The organism is Collinsella sp. UBA1693, from assembly GCF_002320115.1.
GTDB lineage: Bacteria > Actinomycetota > Coriobacteriia > Coriobacteriales > Coriobacteriaceae > Collinsella > Collinsella tanakaei.
Genome location: NZ_DCJT01000010.1, coordinates 79,003 through 93,086, shown reverse-complemented (window position 1 = coordinate 93,086; position 14,084 = coordinate 79,003). Strand labels below are relative to the sequence as shown.

General features: G+C 62.1%; 14 protein-coding genes and 1 pseudogene. 6 read left to right on the top strand and 9 right to left on the bottom strand.

From position 1 onward, the window contains the following. Positions 1–27: 27 nt before the first annotated feature. The gene (locus B3H65_RS04780) at positions 28–1,047 is read right to left on the bottom strand and encodes an aldo/keto reductase (RefSeq protein ID WP_286684344.1); all 1,020 of its coding nucleotides are present in this window, start codon (positions 1,045–1,047) and stop codon (positions 28–30) included. Positions 1,048–1,254: 207 nt separating this feature from the next. On the opposite strand from B3H65_RS04780, the gene B3H65_RS04775 reads away from it, so the two are divergent. After that, on the top strand, positions 1,255–2,154 hold the full coding sequence (locus B3H65_RS04775; protein WP_286684343.1) for a LysR family transcriptional regulator: 900 nt from the start codon (positions 1,255–1,257) through the stop codon (positions 2,152–2,154). Positions 2,155–2,319: 165 nt separating this feature from the next. Beyond that, positions 2,320–3,048: a B3/B4 domain-containing protein gene (locus tag B3H65_RS04770; RefSeq protein ID WP_286684342.1), complete on the top strand. Its 729-nt coding sequence runs from the start codon at positions 2,320–2,322 to the stop codon at positions 3,046–3,048. 92 nt (positions 3,049–3,140) lie between these two features. Here the strand turns inward: B3H65_RS04770 and B3H65_RS04765 are convergent, their stop codons facing one another. The 5 genes from B3H65_RS04765 to B3H65_RS04745 form a co-directional block, all read right to left on the bottom strand. Further along, a complete protein-coding gene (locus B3H65_RS04765) occupies positions 3,141–4,253 on the bottom strand; it encodes a hypothetical protein (protein ID WP_286684341.1) in 1,113 nt (370 codons plus the stop codon). Further along, complete coding sequence (locus B3H65_RS04760; RefSeq protein WP_286684340.1) at positions 4,250–4,600, bottom strand: RNA polymerase sigma factor; 351 nt, start codon at positions 4,598–4,600, stop codon at positions 4,250–4,252. The genes B3H65_RS04765 and B3H65_RS04760 overlap by 4 nt, the downstream gene beginning before the upstream one ends. After that, positions 4,558–4,728, bottom strand: coding sequence for an RNA polymerase sigma factor (locus B3H65_RS04755; protein WP_286684339.1), 171 nt, complete (start codon positions 4,726–4,728; stop codon positions 4,558–4,560). Before B3H65_RS04755 ends, B3H65_RS04760 begins: the two co-directional genes overlap by 43 nt. A 128-nt stretch (positions 4,729–4,856) precedes the next feature. Beyond that, positions 4,857–6,083, bottom strand: a complete 1,227-nt coding sequence (locus B3H65_RS04750; RefSeq protein WP_286684338.1) for an Mbeg1-like protein — start codon at positions 6,081–6,083, stop codon at positions 4,857–4,859. Then, a complete protein-coding gene (locus B3H65_RS04745) occupies positions 6,083–6,577 on the bottom strand; it encodes a hypothetical protein (protein WP_286684337.1) in 495 nt (164 codons plus the stop codon). The genes B3H65_RS04750 and B3H65_RS04745 overlap by 1 nt, the downstream gene beginning before the upstream one ends. A gap of 235 nt (positions 6,578–6,812) precedes the next feature. On the opposite strand from B3H65_RS04745, the gene B3H65_RS04740 reads away from it, so the two are divergent. The 4 genes from B3H65_RS04740 to B3H65_RS04725 all read left to right on the top strand — a co-directional run bounded on the left by B3H65_RS04740 (position 6,813) and on the right by B3H65_RS04725 (position 10,783). Next, complete coding sequence (locus B3H65_RS04740) at positions 6,813–7,520, top strand: Bax inhibitor-1 family protein (protein ID WP_286684336.1); 708 nt, start codon at positions 6,813–6,815, stop codon at positions 7,518–7,520. A gap of 30 nt (positions 7,521–7,550) precedes the next feature. Continuing rightward, positions 7,551–8,561, top strand: coding sequence for a DMT family transporter (locus tag B3H65_RS04735; RefSeq protein WP_286684335.1), 1,011 nt, complete (start codon positions 7,551–7,553; stop codon positions 8,559–8,561). A 27-nt stretch (positions 8,562–8,588) separates the two neighbouring features. Beyond that, positions 8,589–9,953, top strand: coding sequence for a serpin family protein (locus B3H65_RS04730; protein WP_286684334.1), 1,365 nt, complete (start codon positions 8,589–8,591; stop codon positions 9,951–9,953). Between the two features lie 74 nt (positions 9,954–10,027). After that, positions 10,028–10,783 carry a cyclase family protein gene (locus B3H65_RS04725; protein ID WP_286684333.1) on the top strand — a complete coding sequence of 252 codons (756 nt, stop codon included), beginning with the start codon at positions 10,028–10,030 and terminating at the stop codon, positions 10,781–10,783. A gap of 43 nt (positions 10,784–10,826) precedes the next feature. On the opposite strand, the gene B3H65_RS04720 is transcribed toward B3H65_RS04725, so the two are convergent. The 3 genes and pseudogenes from B3H65_RS04720 to B3H65_RS04710 form a co-directional block, all read right to left on the bottom strand. Beyond that, complete coding sequence (locus B3H65_RS04720) at positions 10,827–11,699, bottom strand: HD domain-containing protein (RefSeq protein WP_009142162.1); 873 nt, start codon at positions 11,697–11,699, stop codon at positions 10,827–10,829. 75 nt (positions 11,700–11,774) lie between these two features. Further along, positions 11,775–12,572: a GntR family transcriptional regulator gene (locus B3H65_RS04715; protein ID WP_286684332.1), complete on the bottom strand. Its 798-nt coding sequence runs from the start codon at positions 12,570–12,572 to the stop codon at positions 11,775–11,777. Positions 12,573–12,751: 179 nt separating this feature from the next. Continuing rightward, a pseudogene (locus B3H65_RS04710) lies at positions 12,752–14,014 on the bottom strand (uracil-xanthine permease family protein). Positions 14,015–14,084 lie beyond the last annotated feature (70 nt).

Genomic DNA, 14,084 nt, shown 5'->3' with positions numbered 1-14,084 from the left:
GTAGCCCCGCACAGCGCCTAGGGCAAGTTATTGTATGCGCGGACGATTCTCCGCCACCACGCCCACCACCGCGTGCGGCACGTAAGGCGACTCAATCGCCTCTATCTCATCTTGGGTGAGCTCGATATCGCATGCCGCGACGGCGCCGTCCAGATGATGCGGCTTGGTAGCGCCTGCAATAGGCGCCGTGACCTTGGTGAGAAGCCACGCCAAGGCGACGCTTGCCATGGAGACGCCGCGGCTCCGAGCGATGTCGGCGACTGCTTGGATGACAGGCTCGTCGACATCGGCGGTGGCATCATACTTACCGTGGGCGTACGCGTCCTCGCGAAGGCGCCGACTGGTCTCCCCGGGCAGACGGGAGAGGCGACCGCCCGCCAGCGCGGAATACGGCGTCAACGCGACGCCGTGGGTCGCGGCAAGGGGAACCATCTCGCGCTCGTCCTCGCGGGCGATAGCGTTGTAGTGCCCCTGGTAGCTTGAGAATTCGGCCCAGCCGTTCGCGCGAGCGATGGCGTTCGCCTCCGCAAGCTGCCATGCATAGCAGTTGGAGATCCCCAACGCGCGGATCTTGCCGGCGCGAACCTGACGGTCGAGTGCCGGCAGCAGTTCCTCGATGGGCGTGCCCCAATCCCACATGTGGTAGATATAGAGGTCGACGTAATCCATACCCAGGCGCTCCAAGCTGGCATCCAGCAGCCGCTCGACCTTTTTGTCGACCGTCTCAGCACCGCCATGCCCGCCCTGCTCCATAGCGGGGGCGTGCAGCGAGCCTAGGACGAATTTGGTTGCCACTACCACGTCCTCGCGGCGCGCCAACTCGTCCAGCGCTCGTCCAAGAAATTGCTCGCTGGTTCCGTTTTGGTAGCCCATGGCGGTATCGAAAAACGTTACGCCCGCATCGAGGGCGCAAGCGATAATCGCCCTGGAATCATCGTAGCCCAGCGTCCAGGAATGCTGGCCCGACGCAGGGTCTCCAAACCCCATGCAGCCCAGGCAGATGCGAGATACTTCGATGTCCGTTGTGCCAAGCTTGGCGTATCGCATGGTTCCTCCAGCAGGCTACGGAATGAACAAGACGCCGACGGCGCGTCCGTGATGCGGCGCCGGGGAAGTAGGGAGCCCCTTGCGTCTTCCCTCAAGCCTAACAATCGAGCGCTCATCGGCCACTCAAGCGTAACGCGAAGCGCTTCATATAACAAAGACCTATACTGCATAGCTATATATGCATGTACGTTATAGCAGGGAGGTCACATGGACATCAGGGGGCTTCGAACCTTTATCGCCATCGCCCAAGCGGGAAACATCACCCGCGCAGCAGAGGAGCTGCACATAAGCCAGCCGGCGCTTTCCCGTCAAATCATCAAGATGGAAAACGAGCTTGGCTGCAAGCTGCTAGAACGCGGCGGCCATGGTATCTCCCTCACCAACGCGGGGCATCTGCTCCTTAACCGTGCGCGCGAACTCTCGGACCTGCTCGACAAGACGGAGGCGGAACTCAAGGCGCCCGATGTCGCCAGCGGAGAGGTAAGCATAGCTTGCAGCGAGACGCGCGCCACGCTGGCGATAGCGCACGTAGCCAAGCGGCTCGAGCTCACGCACCCCGGCATCCGTTTTAAGTTTCGCAGCGAAAGTTCGGACGATGTGACGGAGCATCTATCGCGCGGCATCGTCGACTTCGGCATCGCGGTGGGCCCCGCCCGCACGGACGACTACCATGCACTCAAGCTGCCGGATACCGATCGATGGGGCGCTCTGGTACCGGCGGACGACGACCTTGCCGCAGCCGCGTCGCTTGGCCCCCAAGACCTTATCGACCGCCCCCTGATCATGCCCGAGAAGATACTCGCCCAGCAGCGCATCTGCGATTGGATGGGCTGCGACCTTACAAGGCTCGACGTGCGCGCCACGTACAACCTGCTCTACACGGCCTCTCTTCTGGTGCGCGCGCACGTTGGCGCGGCGCTCTGCCTGGACGGCATCGTTGCCCCCTCGCCGGAAAACGGCCTCGCCTTCATACCGCTCGCCCCCTCGCTCACATCGCATGTAGAGCTCATCTGGAGCCGCAGCCACCGACTCTCGCCCGCGGGGCAGGCGTTTTTAGACGCCGCCGCAGCGTATCTGGACGAAGATCGGGAGCAAGCGCTACAATGACCGCGACATACACGCCCCCTTCTCCGGATGGGGGCAGCGCGCGAGCGCTCACGTGCCGGCACCGTAGGACGCAAGAAGGGGGCCGGCGTGTGGGCGCTCGTTTAGTTTTCAGCCCCTCGTAAAGCGAAAGGTTTTGGGGCGGATGAATAGGAAGGGAGCCTGCAGATGAAGAAGTTCGTCACCGAGGATTCGTTTTGGAACCTGTTTCCCGGAGCGTCACTGGGCGTGGTGGTGGCAAAGGGGATGAAGTCCGCAGACCAGGTCTCGCCCGAGGACGCAACGGAGATCGAGCAGCTGCTCGCCCGCGCGAACGCCGCGGCGGAGCGCCACCTGGAATCGCCCACGCTCTCCGAGAACGCACCGGTGCGCGTATGGCGCCAAGCCTACCAGCAGTTCAAGACCAAGCGCGGTGCCCGCTGCTCTATCGAGAACCTGCTCAAGCGCGTGCTCAAGGGCAATCCCGTGGGAAGCATCTCCCCCGCCGTGGACATCTACAACGCCGTATCGCTCACATACGCGCTGCCCCTGGGCGGAGAGGACATCGACACCTTCCAAGGCGACCTGCGCCTGCTTATCACCCAAGGCGGGGACGAGTTCACGCCGCTGGGTGAGAACGCGGACAACGACCCCACGCTACCCGGCGAGCTGTGCTATGTGGACGATGCTGGCGCGGTCTGCCGTTGCTGGAACTGGCGAGACGGCGTGCGCACGGCGCTAACCGACACCACCTCAAACGCCTTCCTTATTGTGGAGTGCGTCGACCCCGAGCGCATCGAGGACTGCCGCGCCGCCATGGACGAACTCGCGAGCCTGGTGGAGCGCTACCTTGGCGCCGAGATCGCCGTCAAGGCGCTTGTCACCCGCGAAGATCGCGAAGTGGTTATCGAGGCGTAAAAGAACGGCAGGGCCCCGGGCGCAACACGCGACGCCCGGGGCCCAAATACAGCTAGCGCAACCACCTGAGCATGATGGCGCAAACTATCTGCTTACGCTGTTGGCAGAAACTCCGCCTGCCAAGCCTCGTTTTGCCCATCCGTATGACACAAGTCGCCAGAAGCATTCACGCCTGCAATTATCTCCGGCACCAACAACTGAGTTGGACGGTAAACGGTCTCCAGATTGACCCCGTCCTCGCCGCGCAGGCACGAGCCAAAGATGTTGTAGGCTCGAGCATCATCGTCCGTGATCACCAGACTCGTGCCGTCTTCCATAGTTACTGACAGGTTATGGATGATCAACAGATCGACTCCGTATAGATTGTCATGGGCCTCCATCACGCTCTCGCCATCGATAACCAGCGCAATCGGACTCACCATCGCCCTCACACCGTCAGCCGTTTTGAATTCACGGCTCTTGATGGTCTTCGCGGGCACAAAGACGTCAGTTGTAACATCCTCATCATTAAAATTAAGAACCCACTTGATACCAGATGCCACGGAATCCGCGCCGTTCCACGCGTTGAAGTAGATGGTGCCCCGCACCTCCGTATCGGTAGAAGCCTCGGCGTCGTACACCACATCGTCATTCGCAGACGTGCCATCGCCAAAGGCAGTCCTCAAAAGACGCAGGTCAGAGTCTTCGTCAAATACCACGTCGCCGGGTGCGCCGTACGCCGGGTTGATCTTGATGCCATCGGGGTTGCTCAGGGTAAAGGTCGCGGCGCCGCAGCCAAGATCGTCCACAAGAACGCTCTCCACAAGCAGCGTGTAGCCATGGGCTTCAACCGCGCGGCCCGCATACTCGGCCGACGCCTTCAACTCGTCGGTGAGTTCCCCTTCGTCAACCGTTCCAAACGTGCGGCTGTATACGCCGTCGCCGTCCACCGTCCACGTGTTCACCTGACCATGCCCGTGGTCGCCCCATCCGCGGAAGAAGAAGTCCCCGCCAAGGACCGCGTACGCCGTGCCGCCCGCCGCCAGCGCAGCCGCTAGCGCAACCGTCGCCACCACGGCGATCTTGGGCGCGCCACCGCGTTTGCGGCCGCGATGCGACGCGCGCGCCATCACCTTCTCGTACATATCCTCAGAGGCATGCATGCCTTCAAAGGCTCCCTGCATATCCGCACGCGAACGTTTTCCGGGCATCGTGTTCATCGTCATCGCTTCTCACCCTCCAACATGCTCTTAAGACGGGCGCGGCCGCGCGCGAGTCGCGTGCGCACGGTCGCCGCGGGAACCTTTATCGCCCGCGCCACCTCGTCCGTAGAAAGGCCTATGTAGTAATGCAGCACCATGGGCACACGGTATTTCTCGGGCAGCCTCATCACGCGAACCAGCAAATCACGATGCTGCTCGCTTGGAGCCTGCAGCGTCTCCGCGTACGCCTCGATGTCCTCGACGCGACGCCAGGGTTTTCTAAACAGCGACTTGCATTCATTGATGGTGACCCGCACCAGCCAATACCTCAGATGCTCATCGCCCTCAAACCGCTTGCCGCTGCGGAGCACAGCTTCACAAACACGTCTTGCGTCACATCGTCGGCATCGGCCGGATCGCGCAGGTACGTGTAGGCAAGGCGGAACACCATATCGCGATGGCGCTCGACCGCCTCCCTAAACCACTTCTCCGCATCCATACCGTCTCCCGTCTGTTGCCGTGCTTCATTCAAGGGCCCTTCACCCTGAATACGCTCTCGTGCGACAGGATGTTTCAAACTCTTCTATTGTTTTTGGATAAGGACGAGGGCGAGGCGGAAGCCCGCACCTAATCGGACCCCTCGCCCCTGTTCTTAAAGGTGGTGACCGCCAAAGCAACGCTAGGGCGCGCTTTCTTGATGGTTCCAGCGATGCCGCTCGCAGCGCCCGCCGCCTTCTCAACCGTCGCCGTCCTGGCAAAGGAGCGAAGCACGTCCCTAATAAACTGCTGCAGGTCCGGGTCAAGCCCCTCGACCGCCTCCAACATAAGGGGAACGTTGGTCTTGCGATCGGCCATGATGTCGGAGAAGCGCTTGGCACCCGTCACGCGTATCACGTCGAACAGGGCGTCGACAAAGCGGGCGCGCTCTGCCAGCGAGTACTTGTCCATCCAGGCATCGAGCGTCGAGTCGAAATAGCGAGACGACGCCGTGAAGCCGTCGGCCTCCACAAACGCCGCGTTCTCGACATCGACCTCCCACAGAAACGGATTGTGCTGGAACAGCGAGAAGCCGCCGCTCTCCACGATGATGGGATGGCAGTCGGGACCTTCGGAGAGCACCGCGCCTATCATGCTCGATTTGGGAACGGTCTTCACCATGATGGGAAGGATGTTGCGGTAGGCGTCCGATGCGCAGAACTCGCGATGGAATCCCGGGCCGTCATGCGAAAACACCCTGACAACGCGCTCGCGGCACGACTTATTGCAGGTAGCCACCGCGTAGACAGCGAGGTTGCCGCCCTTGGAGTGGCCTCCCACATACAGCGGACCGGCCGTGACGGACGCCACGTATTCAAGGTAGGCGCGCGCCTCCTCCTGGGCGGGGACGGGGTTGAGGAAGGTCATGTTGAAGTCTTCCTTCCAGCCCACAATGGTGGAATCGGTACCGCGAAACGCCACGTAGGAGCTGCCATCGGGCAGAATGAACGTCATGGCCGCGAACTGCTCCTCGGCGGAGCGGGCGGTCTTGAAGCGAAACTCCGTAAGGCGCGCATCGCGAAAACGCGGACTGGCGCAAACGGCGAACAAGAGGTCCCGGCTACCCTCCGGGTCCCAGGTGGATCCGAACATGTTGTCGAATTCCTCCGCACGCAGCATCTCATGCAGGGCGATGCCCTCCGGCAAGCAGGCGTTTACCTGGTCCTCTCCCAAATGCGCATAGGCAAGCCATGAGAAGACCAGACTGTCGATCGCGCACAGCGGGCGGTCGAGAAAGGTGTCCATCCGCTCGCGAACATAGGTGGGAAACGTAGCGGCGCTTTTAGACCGGCGCGGCAGCGAGGATTTCTCGTCCATCACAGCGCATCGCCCCTCTTCTGCTCCCTATAGCGAAGGTAGGCGACCGCCGCCGCATCAAGGCCTTTGCCGGCGAGCCTGCCGCCCGCCTTGGCTGCTGCCGCGCCGCCTTTAGCCGCCGCTTTCGCCACGACGGCACCGCCCTTTACCGCCGCCTTAGCCGTGGCGGCCGCCACCTTGGGGGCGTTGTGCGCCACGGCCTTCGCCGCTTTGGCCCCCTCGCGCTTTGCCATCTCGGCAGCCTTGGCAGAAGCCTGGTCCAGCTTCTCCTCGACCGCAGTCGCCTCGCGGCCGGAATAGCGGCGCTGGCCTTTGCTCGCAAGCGCCGCCCCGCCCAGCAGGGCCGCCGCACCGGGACCGGGCAGCACCATCATGGGCACGCCCGCCGCGGCGATAGCAACGCCGGCAGCCATCTCTATACCGCCCGCAACCTTCTCGGCGGTAGAGGGGACCTTGCCCCGCTCCTCGTCATCATGAATCGCTTCGTTCGCCATAACCCGGCACCACGCCTCTCGTATCCGCTCGCCCCTATCAATGCGCATCAATGCGCAACCATGCTTGTCTCCTACCCATAGTGCGCTACCAAGGCGCACGCGGGCACGAGAAATGCAAACAGTTACCGACAAGCGCGCCGCGGCCGCATCTCTACTCCCGCGGTCGGGTATAGTCGAGTGGACGCCACGACGAGCCCGTCACCTTATTCGACCACCCGCCAGAAGGGACGAGAATATGCAGAACACTCCTTTTAACGCTCCCGAGCAGGAGGCCATCTCCCCGTTCGACCCCTCCCGCGACCACAGCGCGCAGCTGACCCGCCGCACGTACAACCTCATCATGGGCGGGCTGGTGACCGCCGGCTTCGCCGTCATCGCCGCGTGCGCCCTGCTCGCCCAGGCCCCGGCCTTCCTCTACACGGTCGTCGACAACTACCTGGCGATCTCGATCGGGTCATTCATCGCCAGCATCGCCGGCATCGCCGTCATGCACATGGGAATGAAACGCGAGGGCTACGGCGTCACACTCGCAGGATACGCCCTGCTGGTCTGCTCCATCGGGTTCACAACGGGCATGGTCCTGCCCTTCTACAGCCTTCCCAGCATCGCCAACGCCTTTGTGGGCACCTTCATCATCTCGGCGCTATTCACCCTGCTGGGAACGAGTTTCCCTACGTTCTTCGCCCGCATCCAGGGCATCGCCGTAACCGCGCTGATCGCCCTCATCGTCGCCGGGATCGCCGGAAGCCTCATGGGCTTTTCGATGGCATGGTATGACTACGCCGTCATCCTGGTCTTCTGCGGGTTCATAGGACACGACACCTACCGCGCCCAGCAATGCGAGCCCACGGTCAAGATGGCCATCCTCAACGCAGCGGAGATCTGGCTCGACCTGGTCAACATCTTCATCCATCTGCTGCAAATCGTGGGCGACCGCGACTAGGCCGCACAAGACACCAAAGAAAGGCTGATTGTGACGTCATCGCTTACGCCGGGACAACGCGACCGGGTGGAGAAAAAGGGCTTCGACCGCCTCTTCGCCTCGCTTCCCGGCCTGCTCGCAACCTGCGCCGTCTGCTGTTTTCTATGGGGTTCGGCGTTCCCCAGCATCAAGATCGGCTACCGCCTCTTCGGCATCCCCGGTGATGACGTCTCCTCTCAAATGCTCTTTGCCGGCGTGCGCTTCATCATCGCGGGAGCCATGGTCATCATCGGCATGAGCGCGGCGCGCAAAAAGCCGCTGATTCCGCGCAAGCGCGACGTCCGCCCCATCCTGTTGCTCGCGCTGTTCCAAACGGTGCTGCAATACGTGTTCTTCTACCGCGGGCTCAGCCAGGCATCCGGCGTCACCAGCTCCATCGTTACCGCAAGCAGCAATTTCATCGCCATCTTGCTATCCTGCCAGCTGTTTCGCACCGAACGTCTCACCGCCCGCAAGATCTTGGGCTGCGCCGCGGGCTTTGGAGGGGTCGCCCTTATCAACATCGCCGGCATGGGCGCGGGCGAAACCTTGGGCTTCACCCTTGGCGGCGAGGGCATGATCTTGCTCGCCGCCGTCGCCGGAGCCATGTCGACCTGCCTTATCGGCGTGCTCGGCAAGCATCATGACCCCGTCATGCTCAGCGGCTGGCAGTTCCTTGCGGGCGGAACCGTCCTCGCTATCGCCGCCGCGACAGCCGGAGGGCGCCTCGGCCCCGCCGAGCCGCTTCCCGCCCTCGCCCTGATCGTCTACATGGGCTTCATCTCCGCCATGGCCTACAGCCTGTGGTCGCGCCTGCTGGCCGTCAACCCGGTCTCGCGCGTCACCGTCTTCGGCTTCATGAACCCCATGTTCGGCTTTTTGCTCTCCATGGTCTTGCTGGACGAGGGATCGATGGTGAATCCGGGCGTCGCGGCGTTAGCGCTCGCCCTGGTATGTATGGGTATCATCATCGTGAACATACCCGTTCGTCGCACGCATGCCGACAGCGTCCCAAACCGCTAACGGCCCCGGTAGCCCTAGGAGGACTCCATGACCGCACACACGCCCCGCAACCGTACCGTTCCGCACGCCCTCAGCCGCCGCAGCCTCCTTGCCGCCGCGCTTGCCGGCGCCGGCGCGGCCGCGCTCTCCGGATGCGACGACACCATGCAGAAGGGAGCGGCCTTGACCGCAACCAACCTCACCGAGAAGATTCGCCGCGAACTGGACACCTCGTCCAAAGAAAACATCATCGACTACCTCGCCGGCGATGAGGAACTCGCATCCGCCTACGGATTCGCAACCGCCCTGTTCAAGCAATGCCTTGCTGCCGCGGGCGATGGCGCAGAGGACAACGTGCTGGTCTCTCCGCTCTCCGTGCTCCACGTGCTGGCCATGCTGCAAAACGGCGCAGCAGGAGAGACGCTTGCCCAGATAGAGCAAGCGAGCGGCTTTGACACCAACGCCCTCAACGCGTATCTCAACGCCTACGCCAGGCGCCTTGCCGGCGCGGATCCCTATGGCAGCGGCATCGAGCTGGATCCCCTGGAGCTGAGTCTCGCCGATTCCATCTGGTTGAAAAACGATGCCCTCTCCGTGCAAGAGGACTACCTGGAAACCTGCGCCAACATCCTGGATGCGCAGGCGTTCGAGGCGCCTTTCGACAACACCACCCTGCAGGATATCAACGCATGGGTGGACGAGAACACCCACGGCATGATTCCCCAGATCATCGACGACATCTCGCCCGATTCCCGCTTGTTCCTCATCAGCGCGTTGGCCTTCGAGGGTGCTTGGGACGATCCCTATGAGGACGAAAACGTATTGGACTGGGCCTTCACCGCGCAGGACGGCTCCCAAACAGATTGCCGCATGATGCGCTCGCACGAGGATAGCTACCTGGAGAACGACTCCTTCACCGGCTTCATCAAACCGTATCGCGACTACAACTTTGGCTTTGTGGGCCTGCTTCCAAAAGAGGGGCTCACCTTGGACCAGGCGCTCGACTCGCTGGACGGCGCGGCGCTGGCAAACCTCATGACGCCCAAGGATTTCTCGCTCGCAGACGCCGGCCTGCCCAAGTTCACGCTTGAATACGCTACCAAACTCACCGCGCAGCTCCAAGCCATGGGCATGTTCGACGCCTTCGATATGCAGGCGGCCGACCTCTCCCCCTTGGGAAGCGCCGCCGAAAACCTCTATGTAGGAGAGATCGCCCACAAGACGTTTATCGAGGTGAACGAGACCGGTACGCGCGCGGCAGCCGCGACCTCCGCCGAACTCATGATGGGCAGCGCGATGGCGGAAGAGCCCGAAGTCCACGAGGTCATCCTGGACCGCCCGTTCGCCTACCTGATCATCGACCTGGTCACCATGACGCCCGTCTTCATGGGCGCGACCCGCAAACTGGGCTAATCCCCTCGCCGGCGCCGTCCGCGGCGACCCGGCGCAAGCATTCCGCATACCGCCACCCGAAAGGAGCCCCTATCATGAGCCTATGGCAAGATCTGGAGAAGCTGAAAGCATGCACGTGGGTGGAGCTCTCCCACCCCCTCAACAACCAAAGCCCGTATTGGGGCGGCATTCCGGACGGCTTCGTGGAGCTGTGCCGCACCGTCTTTGATTACGACGAGGAGATGCTCTCCTGCCGCATCCATACTTACAAGTTCCCTGGGCAGTTTGGCACGCACGTCGATTTCCCCTGCCACTTCACGCCGGACCACCTGAGCTCCCAGGCATTCGGAGGCAAGCAGATGGCGATGCCGCTGGTGGTTATCGACCTCACGTCCAAGATAGCCGCAAACGGCCCGGATACCGCCATCGAAGTCGAGGACATCCTCGCCTGGGAAGCCGAGCACGGCCGCATACCGCAGGGCGCCTTTGTAGCGCTGCGAACCGACTGGTATAAGCGCTGGCCCGACAACGACGCCCTCAACAACTTCGACGAGGAAGGCGGCGAGCACTGCCCCGGCTGGTCCATCCCGGCGCTGGAGTTTTTGTACGAGCAGCGCGGTATCGCCATGAACGGACACGAGACGTTCGATACCGACGCGTCCTACCTGGCGGTGGAAGCCGACGACCTGGCCGCCGAGCGCTGGGTGCTTGACCACGGGCACCTGCAGGTAGAAGTCATGTGCAACCTGGACAAGGTCCCCGCAACCGGCGCCATCATCTTTGTCATGTGGCCGCGAATCGAGGACGCCACGGGCATGCCCGTACGCGCCGTCGCCGTTTTCGAGGAGTAAGAGGACGGACTGAGAAGCCGCCTCCATTCGCCGCCTGTGCGACCTACGCCTCCTCGAGGTACTCGACCAAAACCTTCGCCATGCGCGACCAGGTCTCACGCGTCTGCGCCAACTCGAATTCATCCTGCACGCCAAAAGGATGGACGAGCATGCGCTGTAGCTGGCCCGCGTCGCGCATGATTCTTTTACTGGCGGGATAGACCAGCTCAAAGACAAACAGCGCCATTCCCACCAGGTAATCCGCCGGATACAGCCGTTCCTCGCGCGCCAAGCACCGGCGTTCCTCAAATGCACGCACCGCGCCGGAGCCAATCTCACTTTGCAAAAACTCCCGCTGGGACACGCCCAGCACGGTCTGCACCGAGTTCTCGCAATTGACCCGAAGGATATCGATCTTATCGGCGTCGCGAACAATATCCACTAACATGCGAGTGCGGTTGTCCAGCCCTTGCGGAACACGCAGCAAGCTGTGGCACTCAACCGAAGCGAGAATCATATCGTCGAACGCGCGGTCTTGAAGAAAGGACTCGATGGCGCCGCTGCCTACGGCGGGCGCCGGTGGATGGGGCGCATCCCAAGGATGCTCCGCGGGCGCGACGCGGGCGGGAACGGAGCTGGCAGAAAGTCCTCGTAACACGGCGGTGCCAATGGCAGCATGCTCGGCAGACGCCCCGTCGCTAAAGGTATCCCACAGGCGCAGCTGCTCAAAGCGTCCCAAATCATGAAGCAAGCCGCAGAGCCATGCCAGCTCGACGTCCTCCTCGTCCATACCCTCGCCCTTCGCGATCTGCTCGCACAGGTTCGCGACGCGATACGTGTGGGCGATCTTGAGGGCGATGCGCTTGTTGGAAACATCGTAGGCGTCCACATATGCTAGAAACGCCGCGCGAGCTCGTTTTCGATCGATGCAAACCATAGCCATTCCCCCGCATTCGATACGCGTATGAGTCGCGCCGGCACCCCGAGAGGGGCCGCCGGCGCGGATGCATCCTTATTGCCTTTGGTAGTCGACGGCTTTTTGCCTTACCAGGTTATAGCGAATGACCGACGTGTCCACGTACTCCACGGCGCAGACGACCGGCCTGCTGTCCTGGTCGTAGTTGACCGAGCGTATGCACAGCAGCGGACGGCTCGCACCGCGCGGCGTCTGCGAGGTGAACACCGCGGGAAGGTCATCGGGTGCGGCGACATCGATCTCGACCTTATCCCATTCAACCCGGCGACCGCTGCGGTTATAGACAAACCGGTACAGCGAGTCATCGTAGCGCTCGAGCTCGTCCAGGCCGGCCTCGCCACCCGCCACGCTCGCTCCAAAGTAATCGCGGCAAAACGCACACGGCTCACCGTCCGCAAAGAATACCTTGTCATGCTCTATCAGCCGATCGCCCGCTTCGAGCTCCAACATGCGGCGCACGTCATCCATGGAGTATCTACCGGACGAGAACCCGGAGCTCTCGTCGGCGGCATGGGCGCTTAAGAGGCGAACAGAAGGCTCGAAACCGCTGTTGCGAATCGCCTGCATAAGCTCCATGCAGGGAGAGAACGTCACGCGGATGCCGATCGAATCGACGTTTACAAACGTGCCCTTGCCCTGGCGCCGCGATACCACGCCCTCGGCTGCCAGGTTGTTCAGCGCCTGCCGAATGGTTGTGCGGCTGACGCCCAGCTGGGATGCGAGCAGCTCCTCGCGAGGCAGCTTGTTGTCCTGGGCGAGGTCCATGCCCTCGATGATCTGCATGATTGCCTCCTGCGCACGGGCAGAAAGCGATGTTGTCTTCAACGGGTCCATATCCCCAAGCCGCCTTCCCTTTAGTCGGCGTCCATCGTAGCGCAAATCACAGAGGCTGTTAAGAAAGACGGGTGCGAAAAGGCGCCCGGCCAGCAACCGCTAACGATCGCATTGCCGAGCGCCTTATAGGAAGGGTTCTTTATAGAGAGGCGGCTGACTACCGGAGCCGCCCCAGCCTCCTACTCGTCCACGCTCAACGCTTTCTTACCGTTGAGCAGCAGATTGAGAACCACGGCGCTGAGCGTCACCATAAACAGGCCGTTGCTCATGACCATCGAGATGGCCTCGGGCAGGTTGGCGTACACCTCGGAGGCATACAGCGAACCCACGCCGATGGCGATGCTGGTGCCGACGATCTTGAAGTTATTGTTCTTGCCAAAATCGAGACGCGACAGAATCGAGATGCCGGACGAGGTGATGATGCCGAACAGCGCCATGGTGGCACCGCCCAGCACGCACTTGGGTACGGCGACTATGGCCGCGGCGATGGGCGGGCATACACCCACGATAATCAACATGATGCCGGCAGCGATGAAGACCTTGCGATCCTTGATGCGGGTCAAATCGACCAAGCCGGCGTTCTCGTTGAACATGGTGGAGGGGATGGAATTGAAGGCTCCGGAAACCATCTGGCCCAACGCCTGGGCGCGGATACCGCGCGACTCGATCTGAGGCGTGGACGTGGTGCCCGTGATTTCGTCCACCACCGAATAGACGCCGATGCATTGCAGCGTATTGATGACGCAGAACACCACCATAAACAGGATGGGGACGATATGGAACTCCGGCATGCCGAAGGCAAACGGGGCTACCGCCTGGAAAGGCGCCGCCTCCAGAACGGGCACAGGGTCGACCATACCCAGGAAGGCGCCCACTACCGTGCCGAATACGATGCCCAGCAGCAGAGACATGCTGCGCTAGATGCCCTTGCCATAGCGCTCGACCAACAGGACGAAAACCAGCACGCCAAAGCCGAGGGCGAGGTTGGGAACGGAGGCGAAGGCGGCGCTTCCCTCTCCGCCCGCAAGGTCGCGCAGGGCGGAAGGAGCCAGGCTCACGCCGATGAGCGTAACAAAGGCACCCACCACTACCTGCGGGAACAACTTCATAACCTTGTCCATGAAGAACGATAGCAAGAAGATGATCGCGCCCGAAGCGATGATGGAGCCAAAGAGCGTGGGCAAACCGTAGCGCGTGCCGATCATGATCATGGGCGCCAGAGGCGCGAAGGATGATCCCAAGATGATGGGATAGCGCGAACCGATAAGCTTGCCGATGCCGATAACCTGCAACAGCGTGGTGATACCGCTGGTGAAGAAGTTCGCCGCGACAAGGAAGCTGGTGGTCTGGGCATCAAGCCCCAGGCCGCTGGCCAGCAGCAGGGGCACGGCGATGGCGCCCGGCGTCATGGTGAGAACGTGCTGGAACGCGATTACGAGCATTTTGCCCTTAGAGATGTTCTCCTCGAACACAAGGGCCTCCCTTCTGGAAAGCGGACAAAAACCCGGCGCG

Bases quoted from the DNA above. Each gene is read 5' to 3' on its own strand.
- B3H65_RS04780 (WP_286684344.1), bottom strand. From the start codon at position 1,047: ATGCGATACGCCAAGCTTGGCACAACGGACATCGAAGTATCTCGCATC.
- B3H65_RS04775 (WP_286684343.1), top strand. From the start codon at position 1,255: ATGGACATCAGGGGGCTTCGAACCTTTATCGCCATCGCCCAAGCGGGA.
- B3H65_RS04770 (WP_286684342.1), top strand. From the start codon at position 2,320: ATGAAGAAGTTCGTCACCGAGGATTCGTTTTGGAACCTGTTTCCCGGA.
- B3H65_RS04765 (WP_286684341.1), bottom strand. From the start codon at position 4,253: ATGACGATGAACACGATGCCCGGAAAACGTTCGCGTGCGGATATGCAG.
- B3H65_RS04755 (WP_286684339.1), bottom strand. From the start codon at position 4,728: ATGGATGCGGAGAAGTGGTTTAGGGAGGCGGTCGAGCGCCATCGCGAT.
- B3H65_RS04750 (WP_286684338.1), bottom strand. From the start codon at position 6,083: ATGGACGAGAAATCCTCGCTGCCGCGCCGGTCTAAAAGCGCCGCTACG.
- B3H65_RS04745 (WP_286684337.1), bottom strand. From the start codon at position 6,577: ATGGCGAACGAAGCGATTCATGATGACGAGGAGCGGGGCAAGGTCCCC.
- B3H65_RS04740 (WP_286684336.1), top strand. From the start codon at position 6,813: ATGCAGAACACTCCTTTTAACGCTCCCGAGCAGGAGGCCATCTCCCCG.
- B3H65_RS04730 (WP_286684334.1), top strand. From the start codon at position 8,589: ATGACCGCACACACGCCCCGCAACCGTACCGTTCCGCACGCCCTCAGC.
- B3H65_RS04725 (WP_286684333.1), top strand. From the start codon at position 10,028: ATGAGCCTATGGCAAGATCTGGAGAAGCTGAAAGCATGCACGTGGGTG.
- B3H65_RS04720 (WP_009142162.1), bottom strand. From the start codon at position 11,699: ATGGTTTGCATCGATCGAAAACGAGCTCGCGCGGCGTTTCTAGCATAT.
- B3H65_RS04715 (WP_286684332.1), bottom strand. From the start codon at position 12,572: ATGGACCCGTTGAAGACAACATCGCTTTCTGCCCGTGCGCAGGAGGCA.